Annotated in this window: 14 protein-coding genes; 2 read left to right on the top strand and 12 right to left on the bottom strand. The window is 50.5% G+C overall.

All coding sequences use genetic code 11. From position 1 onward, the window contains the following. Positions 1–154: 154 nt before the first annotated feature. The 3 genes from HYD27_RS07210 to HYD27_RS07200 all read right to left on the bottom strand — a co-directional run bounded on the left by HYD27_RS07210 (position 155) and on the right by HYD27_RS07200 (position 2,498). On the bottom strand, positions 155–967 hold the full coding sequence (locus HYD27_RS07210) for an ABC transporter permease (RefSeq protein ID WP_219213049.1): 813 nt from the start codon (positions 965–967) through the stop codon (positions 155–157). Next, positions 964–1,989, bottom strand: coding sequence for an ATP-binding cassette domain-containing protein (locus tag HYD27_RS07205; RefSeq protein ID WP_219213047.1), 1,026 nt, complete (start codon positions 1,987–1,989; stop codon positions 964–966). The genes HYD27_RS07210 and HYD27_RS07205 overlap by 4 nt, the downstream gene beginning before the upstream one ends. Before the next feature lie 275 nt (positions 1,990–2,264). Beyond that, the gene (locus HYD27_RS07200; RefSeq protein WP_219213522.1) at positions 2,265–2,498 is read right to left on the bottom strand and encodes a hypothetical protein; all 234 of its coding nucleotides are present in this window, start codon (positions 2,496–2,498) and stop codon (positions 2,265–2,267) included. 619 nt (positions 2,499–3,117) lie between these two features. Here HYD27_RS07200 and HYD27_RS07195 point away from each other — a divergent pair. Together HYD27_RS07195 and HYD27_RS07190 are read left to right on the top strand one after the other, a co-directional pair. Further along, positions 3,118–4,992 (top strand): LTA synthase family protein, encoded by a 1,875-nt coding sequence (locus HYD27_RS07195; protein WP_219213045.1) that lies wholly within the window; start codon positions 3,118–3,120, stop codon positions 4,990–4,992. A 328-nt stretch (positions 4,993–5,320) separates the two neighbouring features. After that, complete coding sequence (locus tag HYD27_RS07190; RefSeq protein WP_219213043.1) at positions 5,321–5,542, top strand: hypothetical protein; 222 nt, start codon at positions 5,321–5,323, stop codon at positions 5,540–5,542. A gap of 65 nt (positions 5,543–5,607) precedes the next feature. On the opposite strand, the gene HYD27_RS07185 is transcribed toward HYD27_RS07190, so the two are convergent. The 9 genes from HYD27_RS07185 to HYD27_RS07145 all read right to left on the bottom strand — a co-directional run. After that, entirely contained in the window at positions 5,608–6,270 is a 663-nt protein-coding gene (locus HYD27_RS07185) for a TetR/AcrR family transcriptional regulator (RefSeq protein WP_219213041.1), read from the bottom strand. Between the two features lie 155 nt (positions 6,271–6,425). Continuing rightward, positions 6,426–7,247: an oxidoreductase gene (locus HYD27_RS07180; RefSeq protein ID WP_219213038.1), complete on the bottom strand. Its 822-nt coding sequence runs from the start codon at positions 7,245–7,247 to the stop codon at positions 6,426–6,428. 1,911 nt (positions 7,248–9,158) lie between these two features. After that, the gene (locus HYD27_RS07175) at positions 9,159–9,611 is read right to left on the bottom strand and encodes a hypothetical protein (protein WP_219213036.1); all 453 of its coding nucleotides are present in this window, start codon (positions 9,609–9,611) and stop codon (positions 9,159–9,161) included. Between the two features lie 47 nt (positions 9,612–9,658). Next, entirely contained in the window at positions 9,659–10,273 is a 615-nt protein-coding gene (locus HYD27_RS07170; RefSeq protein WP_219213034.1) for a hypothetical protein, read from the bottom strand. A 217-nt stretch (positions 10,274–10,490) separates the two neighbouring features. Further along, the gene (locus HYD27_RS07165; RefSeq protein ID WP_219213032.1) at positions 10,491–11,390 is read right to left on the bottom strand and encodes a sensor histidine kinase; all 900 of its coding nucleotides are present in this window, start codon (positions 11,388–11,390) and stop codon (positions 10,491–10,493) included. Positions 11,391–11,401: 11 nt separating this feature from the next. Next, on the bottom strand, positions 11,402–12,199 hold the full coding sequence (locus HYD27_RS07160) for an ABC-2 transporter permease (RefSeq protein ID WP_219213030.1): 798 nt from the start codon (positions 12,197–12,199) through the stop codon (positions 11,402–11,404). After that, positions 12,192–13,115, bottom strand: a complete 924-nt coding sequence (locus HYD27_RS07155; protein WP_219213028.1) for an ABC transporter ATP-binding protein — start codon at positions 13,113–13,115, stop codon at positions 12,192–12,194. The genes HYD27_RS07160 and HYD27_RS07155 overlap by 8 nt, the downstream gene beginning before the upstream one ends. A gap of 190 nt (positions 13,116–13,305) precedes the next feature. Then, positions 13,306–13,986, bottom strand: a complete 681-nt coding sequence (locus HYD27_RS32635; RefSeq protein WP_219213026.1) for a response regulator transcription factor — start codon at positions 13,984–13,986, stop codon at positions 13,306–13,308. Between the two features lie 718 nt (positions 13,987–14,704). Further along, positions 14,705–15,393, bottom strand: a 689-nt coding sequence (locus tag HYD27_RS07145) for an IS256 family transposase (RefSeq protein WP_219213025.1), incomplete at its 5' end; no start/stop codon positions are given.

Here is a 15,393-nt window from a genome sequence, read left to right as displayed (position 1 = left end):
TGAATGTTCCGTATACAAGTAATGGTAATTTCAGGGGCGGATTCACAGCCATATTTGTAAATTTCTTAGTATAAAAAGCCCTATCCCGCAGGATAAGGCTCTGGTGTTGTCTTTATAAAATATTCTATGCGGCACTATGTGCATCCATTTACCATTACGTCCGCCGCATATAAGCCCGAACCGTGACCGGTGCGAATACCGCTACGATGACTGCCGCGCCAACCAGGGAGAACACAAGATCCGAGCCTGCGGTTCCCGAGTTGACAAGCCCGCGGACCGCTGTGACCAGATGTGAAATCGGGTTCACGTTGACAAACCACTGCAGCCAGCCCGGCATCGTATCGACCGGTACAAAAGCATTCGAGAGGAACGTGAGCGGGAACAGCACGATCATGGAGATCCCTTGCACGCTGGAAGCCGTCCGGGCAATTACACCAAAGAAGGCAAAAATCCAGCTGATCGCCCAGGAGCAGATGATTACCAGCACACCGGCCAAGGCAACGTACCCGAGTCCGCCTTCCGGACGCAGTCCCATCACATACCCCATTGCAAAAGTAAGCACAGTCGCGATGGTATACCGCACCGTGTCTGCAAGCAGCGCTCCGGCGAGCGGGGCAATCCGCGAAATCGGCAGCGATTTGAAGCGGTCGAAGACGCCTTTTTCCATATCCTCACGCAGCTGGACCCCGGTAACAATCGAAGTTGTGATTACGGTCTGAACGAGAATCCCGGGGATGATTACAGGCAGGTAATTCAGGACATCCCCGGAGATCGCTCCGCCAAAAATATAGGTGAACATCAGGGTGAAAATGATCGGCTGAAACGTTACGTCGAAGAGCTGCTCGGGTGTTCGTTTGATTTTCAGCAGCCCCCGGTATGCCATCGTCAATGAATTGCGTACCGACTGTCCGAAGCCCGAGCGGTTTTTCAGTTGGCGCTCTGCACCCGGCTTAATGATTGTACTCATACCGGCTGTCCCTCCACATGAATGGATTGGCCGGAAGCAGGAATGGATTTCTCCTCTACCCCATGCCCCGTGATGCTCAGAAAAACCTCGTCGAGCGTTGGCTTCTGCACACTCAGCTCCGCGAGTGAAATCCCCGCCTCACGGAGAGCAATCAGCAGATCCGTAACCAGATCGGCATTCGCCATCGGCGCAGTAATCAACGCAGCTTCCGCAGATGTGCTTGCCGGTGCCTTCAGCACCCGCTCAACGGTCTGACGGGCAAAGCCAGTGTCCTGCAAACTCTGTACCCTTAGCTGCAGGGACGATGTACCCACCGATGATTTCAGTTCATCTACCGTTCCTTCCGCGACCACCCGGCCATGATCGATCACCGCAATCCGGTCGGCCAATTGATCGGCTTCTTCCAGATATTGCGTGGTCAAAAGCACCGTTGAACCGGACTGAATCAACCGCCGGATCGTATCCCACATTTGATTGCGCGTACGCGGGTCCAGTCCGGTCGTCGGTTCATCCAGAAAAATAAGCGGCGGCTGCGCAATCAGGCTTGCGGCCAGATCCAGCCGCCGGCGCATGCCGCCGGAGAAATTTTTGAGCGGACGTTTGGCCGCTTCAGCCAGCCCGAACTCCTCCAGCAGCTCTGCCGCCTTGCGGCGGGCATCAACGCGGCCCAGCCCGAGCAGCCGGGAGAAAATCACCAGATTCTCGGTCGCGCTAAGCGACTCATCCACCGAAGCATATTGTCCGGTCACTCCAATCAGCTGACGCACGATTTGCGGCTCCTTCACCACGTCATGCCCAAAAATCCTGGCGGAGCCCCCATCCGGTCTCAGCAGCGTAGCCAGCATCCGGATCGCGGTAGTCTTCCCCGCCCCATTCGGGCCCAGCACGCCGTAAATGGAGCCCGTAGCCACCCGCAGGTCCACGCCGTCCACCGCACGGTTGTCGCCAAAAACCTTTACAAGCCCCTGAGCTTCAATGGCCCAGTCCCTTGTCTGGGGCGCTGTTTTCTTGATTTGCTTCATTTGCTCTTCCTCCTAGACAACTAATATAGTTGGATCATAAATGGCCAGTTTAAACTGAATATAAACTTGGTATGTATTTCTCCGGCGCTGCTTCATTATACTCCCGGCGGATAAGGCGTTTAACGGTCTGCAAGCGCATTTATGCCTCGGTCTGGGGACGTACTGAACCAAGGCACAGCCGCACAAAAAAAGCCCGGGATAAGGCGTTCAGCCATTACCCCAAGCTTCTGTGAATAAGTCTCTCTCAAATCACTCGGCAGGAACGTTTGCAAGCGTCACCGGTTTAGTGTATTTTTGCCGTACTGCTCAAGCGTAGCCGCATATTGGCTGCCCCGGTTGTGCTTGGACCAGGCGGCAGCCGCCGTTGGTACATAGACGATTCCTTTTGCTTTTGCCGGATTCGTGATGGCCAGTGTTGAACCGGCGTGCACAGCCACACTGGATAAGCGGCAATGACCAGGCCTGTCCAGGTTTTGCGCAGACGCGGGAAGCTTAGAAACATTCTTCATTCCTCCATTCTCTTTTATAACTGGACCATAAACAGCCGCTAATAGAATAACATAGAAAATTTTAGAATATAATATATTTTTGTTATATTTTATAATTTACGAACATTTTTGATTTCAGGGAAATAAATAAAGGTAGGTTTGTAATATTACACTTTACCCTTTCAATATTTCAACATCGTTTGATGTAGACTGAACTTAAGCTGCAGCACTTACTTATCTCCGCTAACGATAAGGCCTTATTGCATGATTGTACTTTGTGCAATAGAAGCCTCAGCAATCTGCAACGAGCAATACCATTAAATCCATCAAATCAGTTGAGCTTTTAGAGCGTTTATCATTTGACACAATACTGTAGAACGCCTCTAAGGATTCTGGCGGTACCAGCGTAACTCCCCGCCTTGACAGGGCCGTATTGGTTCTTTCATACCTAAGGAAATTTTTCTCTTTTCAGCCGATGACCTGAAACCTCTCAGAAACTCTTAAATCCCCCGCATCATGTAATAATATATTCAATTCCGGCCAAAATCCCTCTCCCTTTGCCCTGCACAAATCTAGTTGATTTTGAATACTTCTATGTAATAGAATGAACTAATTATATAGAAAAGGATGCGCATAAAAAATGCGGTTGAAGGAACCTCGCACACTCAGCAAAAGATCTATACTGTTCTTCTCTCTGATCATGCTGGCGAAAAGCTATTTTGCCTGGTATTACTTGTTCGAAGATGGTCCAACCTGGACTACCTGGTTTAAAGAAATCCCTTTTGTGCTGCTGATCTTCTGCCTGATTGAATGGTTCGCCACAAAACGGAAAATTGCCGTCTACATGCTTGTGAATCTGCTCATTACGGTTCTGTTCTTCTCTCTGATTGTGTATCATAATCATTTTGGCATTATTGCCACTTCCCAGGTGATTGGCCAGGCCAAACAGGTCGGAGCTGTGAAGAAAAGCATATTCTCGGTCATACAGCCACAGTATATGCTTATTTTTCTGGATATTATCATTATCAGCCTGGTCATGCTCAGCCGGAAGAAAGCCGTCGCCTGGAAAAAAGCTATGGCGCGCCGGAGCAACCGCAAGGTGGTCGCAGCCTTGTTCTGTATCTCCTTAGTGATTTGCATGATGAACATCTTTCCGAATCAGGCCAGCATGAATGAAACCGTCCAGGCCGAGCAAATGGGCATCCTCAATTATGAAGCCTACGCTTTGCTTGCTGAGCATGAGGAAGAACAGATTGAGCTGTCCAAGATAACACAAGCCGTCATTGATGAGAAGAAGGGCATTCAAGCTCCGGCAAATCCGGCCTTGTTCGGTGCCGCCAAGGATAAGAACCTGATCATCATCCAAATGGAGTCTTTTCAGAATTTTCTGATTAACCTGTCGATTGACGGGCAGGAGATCACGCCTAATATGAATAAGCTTGCCGCCGGGAATTTCTATTTCCCCCGTTTCTACCAGCAGGTCGGGCAAGGCAATACCTCCGATGCCGAGTTTATCGTGAACACTTCTTTTTATGTTCCGCCGGACGGCCCGGCTACTGACATCTATGCGCCCAAGGAGCTTCCAAGCTTGCCCAAGCTGCTGCAGGCACAAGGTTACGATACGGCAACCTTTCATACCAATGAGGTTGACTTTTGGAACCGCGGAGAGCTGTACCGTGCAATAGGATTTAACCGCTACTATGACAAATCCTACTTCGGCGAAGAGGATACCGTCTTCTACGGAGCCTCCGATGAAGTTCTCTACAAAAAAACATCCGGGGAGCTGGCCAGGATGGACAGCGGCAGCCAGCCTTTTTATTCACAGGTAATCTCGATGTCCTCTCATAATCCGTTCTCGATTCCGGAGAGCAAATACCAAATGACATTGCCGGAACGGTACGAAGGCACGCTTGTTGGAGATTATATCCGTGCTCAGAATTATGCAGATTATGCGCTTGGCCAGTTTATGGAAGAGCTTAAGAGAAGCGGGGTTTGGGATAACAGCTTAATCGTGTTGTATGGCGATCATCGGGGCCTTCCCATTTTCTCGCTGAAGGACAACGACCAGGCCTTAATGGAGGAAATTCTCGATCACGAATATACGGAACGCGATTTGATTAATATTCCGTTGATCATCGCTTCCAGTGGTGTAACAACTCCAAGCGTGAAGGAGCAATTAGGCGGACAGGTTGATATTCTGCCTACCGTAGCCAATTTATTGGGAGTGTCCTTAGACAACCATATTCATTTTGGACAGGACCTGTTGAATCAATCCTCCTATAATCTGCTGCCTCAACGCTATTACTTGCCTACAGGATCGTTCGTAAATAATGAAGAGCTATTCTTATCCGGCAGCGGGTTCGGGGACGGCCAGCATTACACCTTATCCGGAGACGGCATTAGGCCGCTTCAAGCCACAGAAGATGAATTCAACCGGGCGCTTGAGCTTCTACAGCTGTCCGACAGCTATGTGACCCAACTGCCGGACAGAGAAATTACGGATGAAGATCATTAATCCCCGCTCCCGGCGGGAACTGCAACAGCACAGCTAGCCCCACCTAGAAACGATGAGGCGGGGTTAATTGTGTGTGATGGAACATTCTCATAAACTATCAGCGTGTCGCCAAGGTCAAATCCTATCGCCTTCATCAGCATCCCCCTAAGCAATAAAGCAGATTTACTTACGAAGCATTATAAAGGATAAACCCAAGCGGACGCCGTTATATAGAAACATATTCCATAAATATAAAACATCAGGCTCCCAGCTCTGGAACAGACAGTTCCACGCAACCACCGGAGACTTCGCCAACGGCATCAAGCTTGCGAAGGACGGAAACTACATTGTGACAGGGTTCATTACTCCGCAGGTGTACAAGGAAGACCTGCTGCTGCTGAAAATTGACAGCTCCGGCAATGCGCTATGGTCCAATACCTATAATTTTGGCGACAGCGGTGAAATTGGCAACAGCGTCGCAGCTGCCAATGACGGCGGATATGTCGTTGCCGGCCAGTATTATCTGAACAGCGATTATGATGCCCTTCTGCTTAAGCTCGGGAGTGATTGAATCTACTTAGTCTGATTAAGAGAAATTCTTGTATCCCTTTCATGAAGTGGGGTGAGAGGGATTATCTATGCGCCGTTTTGACTTCTGTATAAACCGTCAAGGTAATATTCCATTGCGGTCAAGGCACTCCTTTTGAAATCTATCTTGAAGCTTTGAAGGTTCTGCCCGGCAATGGCTTTGAACATCACATCAGGCATGCTGGCTATATTAACATACCCTACAATAATAGCGTTCTGTGCCCCCATTAAATTAATGAAGGACTCTGTATCCAGGAAGCTTACTCTTTCAGTCAGAAATCGTACGATTGGTTCTACGGAAGCATACATTGCCGCGGCGGCTTTGACAGCCGTTTCTTCATCAATATTCTTCTCCAGAATAGTATTCTTTATTGCACTCAACCTGATGAAAACGGAATCCTGTTCGAGAATCCCCTCCATCTCGCCCAGAAAAAAAGCTTTGAATTCTTCATACGACATCTTGTCCAGTGGACGGAGAATATTCATAAAGTTCTTGAAGCGTTCTTCGTACTCCAGAAACAGCATTTCCATAAACAGAATTTCTTTCGTGCTGTAATAATAAAATAGCGTGCCATTCGAAACCTTCGCCGCTTTGGCGATATCGCTCATTTTTATATCTTCATATTTGCCATACTGGTACATTTCACGCGCAACATCCAGAATCATCTTGGCTTTCTCAGCTTTCGCGCTTTCGGTCATGGCCCTCTTCATTGATATCAGCACCTCAATATAATAAACATTCTGTATCGACTTGCAGTCAATAGTAATGAATAGAGGGAGGGATGTCAAGATTATGGCAAAATACCCCGACGCAGCTTGAGAGCATCCTCCAACTGAAGTCAAGGTAACGCAGCAAGTTCTATGCTTTATTTCATCTGGCTCATAATGAGCCGGTCAAAGTTTCGATCCCCCAGCCATTTTCTCAGAAAAATGATAGGCTTTGCCAATTTGCCGACAGCATATCTGATCTTGGGGTTGTTCTTTGCAATTGCTTTGGAAACGGCATTGGCCACCACCACAGGGGATGAACCGCCGCCGGCCTGAGAGGTGTTCTGGGCGGTTTTGACAAGTGAATTTGCTGTGCTCTTATATGGACCATTCCCTGATTGTTTCAAGAGCGGCCCGCTTACCACATCTCCGAATGCCGTCTCGATCGTTCCCGGCTCAATAATAACCACATCAATTCCGAACGGTTTCAGTTCCAGCCGCAGACAATCCGACCAGCCTTCCAGTGCATGCTTGCTTGCAGTATACCAGGCGACCAGCGGACCGTACATTTTTCCGGCCACCGAGGAGGTATTTATGATCTTCCCGCTGCGCTGCTCTCTCATGTATGGCACGACAAGCTGGGTCATTCGGGCAAGACCGAACAGATTTACATCGAACTGGTACCTTGCATCCTCCAGGCTTACTTCTTCCACACTTCCAAAAAGACCAAATCCGGCATTATTGAACAGCACATCTATCCGGCCCTGCTCCTTGATGATTTTGCCGATGCATGCCTGAATATCTTCCTCATGTGTGATATCCAGCGAGAGGGTTACCGCGCCGGATTTGTGAAGATCACGCATTTGTTCAACCCGTCTTGCAGCAGCATATACAATGTGGCCGTCAGACAGAAGCTTTTGGGCTGTCGCTTTGCCGATACCGGATGATGCCCCGGTAATTAAAATCACTTTTTTACCCATAACAGATTCCTCCACTCCGAATGAATATCTCGGACAATATAATTGACTTGAAGTCATTGACTATGAGTCGATTATAATTGACTATTAGTCAATTGTAAACATATTTATGTTTCCCCCTTCTTTCGTTGCGGCTCCGGGCCTCGTTGCCGTAATCCGGACAGAACAAAACGGCTATGCCGTCCTTGACCGGGCAGCGCAGCTGTTTGCATTTCAGGTGTAAGGCTGGCTGCGGTTCCCCGGCTCTCCGGTTCCCCTGGCCGGCTGAAGCTCTTCCTCCCCGATCCCTCCAGACCTTCCTGCTCAGACCCGGCGGCCTAAGCCCAAGTGGAAAAAGGAAACTTAATCCCTACTTTCCCTTTTTCGCTTACGTTAGCGGGAAAAAGGAGACCTAACCGATCCGTTTCTCTCACCTTGCAGAGGAATACGCCTGCATTAAGCTGAACTTGAACCATTCATCCAAAGGGCAGCCATTTGAGTGGTAAAAAGGATAACTAAAGCAGCGCATTCGGATTCCGGATCATCCCTGGTGGGAAAAAGTACAACTAATCCGGCTGAAATCAGCCATAAGGGGGGAGCGGGCCTCCATTAAGTGTACAAAATCCCACTAAAGCCCGTTCAAGCCAGAATTCCAGCCCATTAGTGTTACTTTTTCCACTTCGCTTCCGTTCCCTATGAATCTCCTTGCGTTTCATCAGCGTTTTCAGGTTCTCCGGTTCCATTCCTATACATTAAATTACCTTTTTGGCTCAGCACCAAAATCAGCGGTTGACGATGTGAATGAAGTCCGCTGCGGGCTCAGAGGGTTCTTCCGGCCGCTGCTAAAGCACATTTTCCGGATTGGAATAAGGATTACAGGTTGAATTTAGATGGAGCCAGCTTTTTCCCGCGATTCCTTTAAGACTTTCCCGTCCGTGTAAGTGTACTAATTCTTGCGAATTCCACTTCATTCACTCCCTTCCACTTCCGTCCCTGCCCCGGTGCGGCCTCGGTTGGACCCGCTCTATTCCGCGCTTCCTCCTGCAAAACATAGAACCCGCAGACTCTGCACGGCTCAGCAAACTCAGCACCATTCAACAAACTCAGCACGACCCAGCAACTCAGCAAACCCAGCACCATTCAGCACGACTAAGACGCATTATAATTTCCCCCTAACTTCATACCTACCTTATCCACAATTTGCGAGAAGCATAATTTCCTAAACGACAAGAAAGACGCCTATCGGCGTCCTGTATAAGAATGCTGCCATTTCAGCTGATTCCCTCGTCCAGCCGGCTTCGGGCGAATTCAAAGGCACTTCTGCCTCTGATTCCCTCTGCCTGCCCGCTGCGGCCAACGCAATCGCGCAGTTTGCCTGGCCGAAGTCCCGATCCATTCTTTCATTTACAGCGCAGCCGTGAATTAACGGATAAGCTTCGCTTCCCCAAAACCTATAAATTCTGATCTTTCAAGCAGAAACGGCTACGCCTTCCTTATGAGGGGACGGGGTGTCTCAGCGGGAAATCGAAGGATCTTTTAGTGTGCCAAGCCTGTAAATTCTTATATTTTCATAAAAACCGCCTCCGCAGGCAGAGGTGGTTCATCTCAGCTAATGCTTGTTGCGTTCTGCCGCCCACCGGCTCCGGCGGCTGTTCAACGGAACGGGCCAATGTGAACCCCGGGACTGTCTATCCGCATTACAGCGATAAATACGATCTGCTGGCTGGATCAATGCATCGAAGGCGGCCGTCTGAACCGCTTGATTACTTTTTGCAATCCCAATGAACCCGTCCGGGGAATTACAGCACCGGTTAGTGAGTTGAAGCCGGTCATCGATCAGGTCTGGAGACTGTTGGAGCGGAAGGAGCTTGCCCATTAACCTGAACTCCGATACATGCGTAAAAGAAATGAAGAATAGCCCCGGCAACAAATTGGCTACGCGCTTCGTTTATATTCAACCAGACTGGCGGGAATATGTCCCGCTCCAAGGATAAGGCTGAAGATGAGCAGACAGCTGGAGTGCAAAAGCACGGAGGCGCACAGGAAATACAGGACGGGACTTACCGCCAGAGGTACGGGAATGCCCATGAGAGAGGTATACAGCAGTCTGTATGGTCTTCCATTCTTGAAATATTTGGCCCAGCCCGAATAGTATATACCCAGCGAGAGCAGCATCAGGGTCAGTGCGAGCACCTCAAACACGCTCTGCATATGCAGGGAATAGAAAAGCGGGAGGATGATAACTCCGATCCGCCCAATGAATTCTGCTCCGGTAAAAAACACATTCCGTACAGCTTCACCGGGCATATTCCGGGGCTCCAATCTAAAGAACAGCAGATTGGGCAGCAAGATCATCAGCGGTATCAACAGGCTCATAGGATGAAACAAGGTTATCCCCCTACCTTTCAGCTTGACAGCAGTCTTCATATTTGCCTTCATTCCCCGGTGCTATTAAGCAATTCACCGTTCTCCCAAGCCAGGTCTCCTTCCTTCTCCAGCGTCATATGCTCTATATCCTGCTGTGCGGGATAAGTGCGCAGTACATCCAAGCTGATTTTACTTTTATCCACGCCCTTGATGCGGTAGACCCCTATGCCTTCTTCTCCATTAGCTTGCAGTATCAGATCCTCCGCACGGAATTCCTTGGCTGACGGTTTATCGGGGACGGTGTGCTCTGTATAATTCTTCAAATCCAGCCACGCAATAACCGAGCGATGAAGCCCTGATCCAAAGGAATAGGCATAGACCAGGTCCACCGTCCCGTCCTTGTTAACATCGAAGGGCACTGCGCTCGTTACGCCAAACCCGCCGAATCCGTTCCCGATCCGCACGGCCTTTCCACCCGATACTGCATAGGTGTCCCAGCTGGAATCCGCTATATTTTTAAAAAGCTGCTGCCCTGTCTGTTCCCATATGTCCGCGGGTGTAATTTCGATCAAATGGGTAATTATGCCGCCGGAAGCGGATACCTCCTTGTTCGCCAGAATGAATGGACCCGCTTGCGCGAGAGTTAATTTCTGCGGTACATCTTCAGAGTGTTTTCCCGTCACCTTTTCCGAATCACATGTGGTCGTAAGTAAGCATAATACAAGTACAGAGAAAAGCCTGGGTAATCTAATCCTCATCCGTTTTTCGCCTCCCGGACAGTGCTTTGCCTTATTATAGCATTTCAGCCTCTTGCATTCTGTGCGGGAGCTCGCCAAAAAGGGATCATCCCGCCTGATGGCCGGCGGTGATCCCTGGGCAGGCTGTTATAATGACTCCCAGCTATGTGTATACGGGCAGCCCGATTCGGACCTCCAGGAATCCGTCTTCAAGAGACGCGCTTGCGCTGCCGCCCTGACGCTCCGCCAGCAGCCTGACAATGAACAAGCCAAGTCCAGTCGTCCTGCTCCTGGCTGTGTTGGCGGTATAAAACCGCTCAAAAATCCGCTTCACATCAATGGCCTCAGCATCTCTCACATGATTTCGGAATGAGATTACGGCCTGGGACGCAGTAAATATCCTTACCTCTACATCTCCATCGGAATATGCCGTACAGTTGCGGATCAGGTTGCGGACAATTCTCACGGCCATTTCCTGATCGGCATAAGCAAATACAGGCGCAGACTCCTCTATATGTACGGCCAGCTTCTTCTCCTCCAAAAGAGCGACGGCTTCTGCCAGGCACTCTGTGACGAGATTCGTCAGATTCATCCGCACAAGAACCGGTTCCAGCTCCGCGCTCACCAGATAGGAATATTCAAAGAAGTGCTCGATCAAGGCTCCCAGCTCATCCGCATGCTTCCGGGCGGTACGCAGCTTGCGCCGCTGGCCGTCCGGCAGCTCTGCTGTGTCCATCAGCTGCTGGTATCCCCTTATCGCGGTCAGCGGGGTCCGCAGGTCATGGGATATATTCGCAATCAGCTCCTTGAAGCGTTTTTCCTCCCGAATGCCGTCAAGGCGAAGAAGCTCCTCTGCCTTCAGGCATTGGTTAATATTTGCGGCAAGCCTGTTCAGCTCACGGTTGATTAATTCCAGACTGACCGGCTGCCTCGTTCTTTCTCTCAAACGCTTCTCCAGCTGCCGGTTAATACTGATTAATTGCCTCTGGAGCAAGGCGTTGTACAGGATGAGCACAATGACCGCACCAGCCAACAGGCCTGCCGCTATCGTCAACGCCTTCACCAGCCCTTCTGTTATTTGATTTCCGACCTTCTGAAGACGCTGTAAGTGACCGCCAGCATGACCAGTGCGAAGAGGACACTAACGAGAAGGGCCTGTATAATCTCCCCCGCCCCCGTATCCAGTGTAATCAGCGTGTAGTTCCCGCTAAATGGAGTCAACGCGAAAATCCGTTCAAAGCCCGGAGAGCGGCCTGCAATTCCCGCCAGCTGCCCGGAAAGAACCGATAAGCCATAATAAATTGCGATGACCAGCACAGGCCTTTTTAGCAGAATCGCCAGAGGGATGGTCACACTGAGCTGTGCCATGTATACGATAATCAACACCGCACTGATCACCAGCAGCTCCATACTATCCGAGGCTGAGAAGCCCCGGCCTGCCCCGGATGTAAGCACATTCAGAAAACCCAGCGAGACGCTGCCCGTACTGAATTCGGAGCCGGTGCCAAGGGCAATTGCAGTGGCAATGGCATAGGGAAGCAGGATCACCGCCAGCGCACCGCAGAATACGATGGTTTTGCCGGCAATGACCGTTCCCCGGCCGACGCCGCTTGAAATAGCATTGTGTATCGTTTTATTCTCATAATCTCCGCAAATATATATGCCTGCAAGGACCGCCCCCAGAATGCTGATCACATTCATATCCGAGAACATGAACCCGATGCCGCTTAGACTCGCATCCACCTTGCCCTGCGGGATCAGATACGCCATTACTGACATGGCAGCCGCACATATCGCGGTGATGGCAAATATAATCTTGATTGCCGCAGATTTGCGCATTTTGAACACATCAGCCGAGATCAGATTATACATTCCCGTCACCTCCAATGGCTGAAATAAAATAATCCTCCAGCGTATCGCCCTCGCCCGACAGGTTGGTGACGATGATTCCGTTCTCATACAGGACTCTGGATACCTTTTCCTTATCGTCCAGATAGTCATAGAGCTTGACCGTATGATTCGGCATCACATCAAAGCGGCTTGTATTCAGCTTCGACTCCAGCACAGCTGCCAATCGCTCCGGCTGATTGCAGCCGATGAGAATATGCCGTTTGCAGCGTTCTTCCAGCCGGGCCTGGGTAAGGGTCTGCCTGACCTCGCCCTGGTGGATGATAATATAATCGGTTGCGGTCTGGTACAGCTCAGGCAGATTATGGCTTGAGATCAGAATGGTCATCTGCTGTTCCTCGCATAATTCCTTAAGCAGCCTGCGGATTTCCACAACCCCCAGCGGGTCAAGCCCGTTGATCGGCTCGTCCAGAATAAGCAGCTCCGGATTGCCCAGCAGTGCGACGGCGATCCCGAGCCGCTGCTTCATGCCCAGTGAGAAATTCTTCACTTTCTTCTTTCCGGTGTCCGCAAGGCCCACGAACTCCAGCAGCTCCTGTTCCGCTTCCGCGTTGGGAATGCCCCGCAGCAGCCGGTGAAGCTTCAGATTATCCTTGGCGGTCATGTTGGGAGTAAGACCGGGATACTCTATCATGCAGCCCAATCTTTTGCGCTCCACCTGGAGAGCCTTCTCACCCGTTCGCCCAAACAGCTCGATACGGCCGCCGGAAGGAAAACCCAGGCCGGCAACAAGCCGCATGAGTGTGGTTTTCCCTGCCCCGTTCTGCCCGATCAAACCGTAGATTTTCCCTGCTTCAAGTGCTATGGATACATCATGCAGCGCATTAGCCCCCTGGTAGCTCTTTGTCAGGCTGTCTGTCCTTAGAACCGTTTCTTTCATTTTGCCCACCTGCCCTTTCTGGCTCTACTGTAATATCCAAAGGTTTAGAAAAGGTCAAGGGAGCAAAAGTATTTTCCGGCCTTATGGATTGAACCCGAAAAGTCAGAATGGCCCATCAGGAGGCTTATGCCGATCCGAAGCTCGTTAAAATGAAGGTTCGGGCGGATGAAATCCGGCTGATTATATAGCCTTACATTTTGTATAATCGATAGCCAAGGCCCCATACCGTCTCAATATATTCCTCCTGCGGATTCAATCTCCGGAGCTTGTTGCGCAGATTGCTGATATGAGTCTTGACCGAGTTGTCGTCTCCGAGGTATTCATCCATCCAGACCGATTCGTACAGATTGGCTTTGGTAAATACCTTGCCGCCGTGCATGACCAGCAGCTCCAGTATCCTATACTCCTTGGCCGTCAGCTCCATGAGGCGCTGGTTAACAGTAACATGCTTGGAGCCGGCATCCAGTACCAGATCCTTATACCGGAAGATTCTGGTCTCCTGCCGCTGCTTATGGGACCGCCGCAGGTTGGATTCCACCCGGGCCACCACCTCGCCCAGATCAAAGGGCTTGGTGATATAATCATCTGCCCCCAGCTTGAGCAGCTCAATCTTCGTGCCGATCATGCCCTTGGCGGAAATGACAATGACCGGAATATCGGAATAAGCCCGCAATTCCTTAAGCAGCTCGTCCCCGTTCTTAAAGGGCAGCATGATATCAAGCAGAATCAGAGCATACTTGTGGCTGCGGATTTCCTCCAGGCCATCCATGCCGGTATATGAGGATTTCACAGCGTAGCCCGCACCCGTCAAGGCTTCCGCCAGCATCAGATTGACATCTTCCTGATCTTCAATAATTAGAATGGTCTCCACCGTTCAACGAATTCCTTTCTGCACACGAACTGAATCGGATTGCCGTCAGGGTCCTGCACCCAGCCGGAGCGCAGGTTGTGGAGGAGCTGACAGCACAGCGCCATGCCTCACAGCATACTCGACCGCTGAATCCGCATCTTCCGTCCAGAGCACAATCTCACAGCCGGCATTGCCGCCGGGAGTTAACCCGTGAATTCAGGGGGTGCACCAGTCCGGAGTCATATCAGGCTGGCAATAATGATCTACACATCCAAAATAGCAGATAAACAGAGCCGGCTGCAACTTCAGCCAGGAATTTATTCAGATAAAAGCCCCGGGCCGCAAAAAAAGGTTCTATCACAAAGAACGGGATTTTCAGATGACCGCCAGATTAAGGTCCGCCAGGATCTGCGGCGTAAGAGTCAAAGCGAGAATACTTCCCCGGACTTAAGTTACGGAAGCCCCGCAGCAGCCTCCGTAACCAGAGATGCCAAGTGGATTTTGTACCACTAATTCTCCGGGATTCGGTGCCACAACTGGATTAGTGGGATTTTGTACACTTCATTTGGGGAATTTCGGTGGCTGGAGGTAGCGTCAAGAAGTTTGTGTAATTATCTTTAAAGGTTGTAGGATATCCATTGGGACAATGGATAGGAATGGTTTTCAAGGGTCAGGGGGGATCCCCCCTGCGAAAATTTCCTTTCATATCCAGTTGTTCTGTCGTCGGTTGGGTTGGTTCTTAGATCTCTTGGGCTAGGGGATACTTTGCTGCGAATTTTTGACTCAAGTCGGCCTTCGTCTGGGCCTCTCCAAATCCCCTCAGGACCCGTTGACTCCATTTCTCGTTGTATCCAAGGGCCTCCAGATAGACAATCTTTTCGGCGGCATCCATGTTCGTTAAACTGTTCATGGGCCGCAGCCGTTTGCGGATTTCTTTGTTCGTTCGCTCCATGGGGTTGGAGGTATAAATAGCATACCAGATGGCAGCCGGGTAGTCGTAAAAGCATAACAGGACATCCAACTGCTCCTCCCAGGACTTCAGTTCCTTAGGGTAGAGTTTACCCCATTTTTTTTGCACCACATCGAAGTTGGCCAGGGCTACCTCCCGATCCGGCGCGGTGTATATGGTTTTCAAATCGGCCACCATCTCGGTTTTGTCGGTATCCCGAATTTTGGGCAGCGTGTTGCGCATCTTGTGGGTCACACAACGCTGGACATCGGCTTTGGGGTACGTTTCCTTGAAGGCCTCCTCCAACCCGGCAAGCCCGTCAAAGACGCCCAGCAGTACCTCATGCGCCCCCCTGCGGTGCAGGTCCTGCAGCACTTCTCGCCAGCCATAGGCGCTCTCCTTGCCGCCAATGCTGAAGCTGAGAATTTCCCGGTGCCCGTCTTCATCAATCCCCATGGCGACATAGATGACTTCACTGG

The sequence above is a fragment of the Paenibacillus sp. S150 genome (genome assembly GCF_019352175.1).
Lineage (GTDB): Bacteria > Bacillota > Bacilli > Paenibacillales > Paenibacillaceae > Paenibacillus_AQ.
This window is presented reverse-complemented; position numbering and strand designations above follow the sequence as displayed.